Annotated in this window: 5 protein-coding genes; all 5 read left to right on the top strand. The window is 32.8% G+C overall.

From position 1 onward, the window contains the following. The coding region (locus VIL26_08665; protein ID HEY8390997.1) for a D-alanyl-D-alanine carboxypeptidase at positions 1–676 on the top strand (676 nt) is incomplete at its 5' end. Positions 677–901: 225 nt separating this feature from the next. After that, a complete protein-coding gene (lysA, locus tag VIL26_08660) occupies positions 902–2,215 on the top strand; it encodes a diaminopimelate decarboxylase (protein HEY8390996.1) in 1,314 nt (437 codons plus the stop codon). Positions 2,216–2,383: 168 nt separating this feature from the next. Continuing rightward, positions 2,384–3,079 (top strand): site-2 protease family protein, encoded by a 696-nt coding sequence (locus tag VIL26_08655; protein HEY8390995.1) that lies wholly within the window; start codon positions 2,384–2,386, stop codon positions 3,077–3,079. A gap of 1 nt (position 3,080) precedes the next feature. Beyond that, positions 3,081–3,830 (top strand): segregation/condensation protein A, encoded by a 750-nt coding sequence (locus tag VIL26_08650; GenBank protein HEY8390994.1) that lies wholly within the window; start codon positions 3,081–3,083, stop codon positions 3,828–3,830. Further along, a partial coding sequence (locus VIL26_08645) for an SMC-Scp complex subunit ScpB (GenBank protein ID HEY8390993.1) occupies positions 3,820–4,184 on the top strand: 365 nt, incomplete at its 3' end. The genes VIL26_08650 and VIL26_08645, both read left to right, overlap by 11 nt.

Below are 4,184 nucleotides of genomic sequence, written 5' to 3'. Positions count from 1 at the left end.
AAATTGTACCGGTTTGCCTGCACCAGGCGGTTATTCATGTGCAAAAGATGTAAGCACAATGTTGCATGAGTTATTAAAGCACAAAGAATATTTCTTACACTCTAAGATTTGGATGGATAAAATGATTCATAAAGGCGGGCGCGAAACTGAATTAACTAATACCAATAAACTTTCACGCTTTTATGAGGGCTGCGACGGCGGAAAAACAGGCTATACTTCCGAAGCTGGTCATTGCTTATCTGCAACCGCAAAAAGAAATAATTTGAGATTAATTAGTACAGTAATAGGAGCAAGCGATAGCAAGACACGCTTTGCAGAAGTATCCAAGCTGTTTAATATGGGCTTTGCAAACTATGAAAACAAAGTTATTGTATCTGCCGAAAACAACCTAGAAAAAGGTGTAAAAGTAAATAGAGGCAAAAAAGATTGCGTAGAGGTCAAACCTGAAGAAAATATTTCGATTTTCAAGCAAAAAACGGATGAATTAAAAAGTATTGAAGTAAAACAAGAAAACAATAATATAAAAGCGCCTGTTAAAAAGGGTGATGTGGTAGGAAAAATTACTGTATTATATGACGGTCAACCTTACAAAACTGTTAACATTATAGCTTGCGAAGATGTAGCTAAAAAAGGCTATAAAGATAATGTAAAGGATATGTTTAGATACTGGCATTAAAAGCTAATAGAAATATAAAAACGGCGTAAACAAAATCTTTGCGCCGTTTTTTCGTTTTAGGCATTATTCTTTATAAAAAATAATGTTTTTACATCTATATAAAAACCTTTTGAAAAGCTTATGAGTATTATAATGTAATGTTATTGTATTAAGTTGATATAATTTTGACTTTAAGACTTTAATATGTTACCTTGTGTTGGATAAATTATATATAAGGAAAAATTTATGAGATTTAGAGAAACATTAAAAATAAACGATAAAGGACATTTGGAAATAGGCGGGATTGACTGTGTTGACCTAGTTGAAAAATACGGCACGCCATTATATGTTCTAGATGAAAAATATATTAGAAATGTATGCAAAAGTTATAATACCGTTTTGAAAGATTATCCTAACTCTTTGGTTTGTTTTGCTTCAAAAGCATTATCTACCAAAGCAATATATAAGATTGTCCAATCTGAAAATATGGGAGCAGATGTGGTAAGCGGAGGAGAACTTTTTACTGCGGCCAGCGCTGGTTTTCCTATGGATAAAATTTATTTTCATGGCAATAACAAGACTTATGAAGAACTTTTAATGGCCGTAAAATTAGGAGTTCATTGTATAGTAATAGATAACTATAACGATATTGAATTGCTAACCAAGATTAGCGATCAAAATGGCGAAAAAAAGATTAAATGCTTAGTAAGAGTAAATCCTGGTGTTGATGCTCATACACATCATTATATTCAGACATCATTGCCTGATTCTAAATTTGGTTTTTCTATTTCTGATGGCTCGGCTTTTGAAGCGGTTAGGACGGTAATACAAAATAAACGTCTTGATTTTTTAGGAATACATTGCCATATTGGTTCGCAGATTTTTGATACAAAACCTTTTATAGTTGCAATAGACAAAATGACAGACTTTGCAGCTACTATCCATAAACAGCTAAATACGCCTGTACAAGAGATTAATCTGGGTGGAGGATACGGAATACATTATACAGATCAAGACAGTCCATTGCCTTTTGAACAGTATATGTCGGCGGCTGTTGATGCCATAAAAAAAGCTGTAGAATCCAAAAACATTCCAGCACCTAAGCTTGTATTTGAGCCGGGAAGGTCAATTGTAGGTGAAGCTGGTATAACCTTGTACAAGGTCGGTTCAATCAAGGAAATAAAGGGTTTAAAGAAATATATAGCCATTGACGGCGGAATGTTTGATAATCCTAGATTTGCGTTATATCAAGCAAAATATTCCTGTATTTTGGCAAATAGAGCCTTAGAAATGCCTAAAGAAGTTGTAACAATTGCAGGCAAATGCTGTGAGAGCGGTGATATAATTATAGAAAACGCCAAGTTGCCCAAGACAAAAACAGGCGATATTTTGGCTGTATTTTCAACAGGAGCGTATAACTATTCTATGGCAAGTAATTACAATAGAAACTTAATACCGCCCATGGTTTTGGTAAAAGACGGTAAGGCAGATTATATAGTAAAGCCTCAAACCTATGAAGATTTGGTATCACATGATTCTATACCTGAATGGTTAAAGTAAAATCAATATCATCAAAAAGAGTTTTTACCGTTTTATAATTTGAAACGGTAAATTTTTTAATTAGGCAAATTTTCAAAGTGTTTTATATTTTTAAAATTTTTGATTTGCCATTTTAAATCGATATAGGTTATAATGCTATTATAAAAAAACCATAGAAGTAGGAGAAATATGAACCTTCCTTATCATTTGGCGCGTATATTTGTTTTATTGATTGCGCTTATATTACATGAAGTTGCACATGCAGTTGTTGCATTATGGAATGGAGATCCGACTGCAAAAAATTTGGGAAGGATTTCAATTAATCCTATGAGGCATTTTGATTATCTGGGCTTGCTTATGATTTTGACTTTGCCCGTTGGATATGGTAAACCTGTTCCAATTAATGTTTATAATTTTAAGCGAAAAAGATTGGGTTATTTTACTGTAGCTATTGCTGGAGTTACGGTAAATTTTTTGTTGTCTTTTATTTTGATGGGCATTTATGTCCCTTTAATGGTCTACACTAGAATTCTTAGTTTAGGAAATTTTATATCTTCATTTTTATTTTATTTTTTCTATTTGGGAATTTTTATTAATATTTATTTGATGATATTTAATTTACTGCCAATATATCCTTTGGACGGGTTTAGAGTAGTAGAGTCTATTACTAAAGAAAGAAATCCCTACACAGTCTTTATGAGAAAATACGGTCAATATATTCTTTTGGGATTGATTGTTATAAGCTTAATGGGAGAATATATTTATCCTGATTTGGTAATATCTTATCCATTCTTGGATCCTTTGAGTTATGTGTTAAATGTTGTTTCTCGTTGGATTGTAAATCCTATTTTAAAGTTATGGCAAATTATCTGGGGTGTAGCATAATATGCCTGAGATATTAGAACAAAAAGAAGATTTTTTTATTTTTAAGCTTGCAGATTTTGAAGGTCCACTTGACCTTTTGCTGCATTTGGTAAAAGAAGCAAAAATTGAAATTAAGAACATCTTTGTATCCGATATTACTGAGCAATTTTTGGCTCATATGGAACAGCTTAATACCATTGATATGGATAAAGCGGCTGAATTTGTAGATGTGGCATCCACGCTTTTGGAGATAAAGGTCAAATCTTTGTTGCCTAAGATGGACGACCTTATACCTGAAGAAGACGATCCAAAAGAACGGCTTATAAAACAGCTTGAAGAATATAAGCTGTTTAAAGAAGCGGGAGAAAAGCTCAAAGAACAAGAAAATGTCAGCAGGTTTTATAAGCAGCCAGATGAAAAGGTCAATGATTATAAGGTTGTATTGAAAGATATGTCTCTTAATGGATTGCTTGATGCTTTCTCTTCAATGCTACATAAATTAGCTTTAGAAAAAAGAGTTACACAACCGCGAAAAATAGTAAAAGATCGTTTTACTGTTGCTGAAAAGATAGAGGAAATCAAACAGATTTTGAGCGTCCGAAAGACGATGAGTTTTTTTAACCTGTTTGAAAAAGATTTTACCAAAAGTGAAATGATTAATACCTTTCTTGCTTTATTGGAACTGTTAAGACTGCATTTTTTGAGATGTACTCAAAACACACTATTTGGAGATATAATTTTGACATACTCAGGTGAAGATAATGGAAATTGAAAGACTTAGTTCGATACTTGAAGCTATTTTATTTTTGGCAGGAGAACCTGTTGCAAAACAGGATGTAATGTCAAAACTTAATATTGAAAAAGATCAGATGGAAGAGGCTATACATACATTGGAAAAAAAGTATAGCGGGCATTGCGGTATTCAATTGATAAAATTTAACAACAAATTGCAATTTTCAACTAATCCTGACGTGGCCGATGAAGTTTCTGCAGTTCTTAATCCTATAAAAGAAAAAGAACTGTCTCGTTCGTGTTTGGAAGTATTGGCGATAATTGCGTACAAACAGCCTATAACAAGGTTAGAAGTAGAACAAATCAGAGGCGTAAACAGTGAATATGCCTTTTC

It is taken from the genome of Clostridia bacterium (genome assembly GCA_036562685.1).
Classification (GTDB): Bacteria; Bacillota; Clostridia; order Christensenellales; family DUVY01; genus DUVY01.
This window is presented reverse-complemented; position numbering and strand designations above follow the sequence as displayed.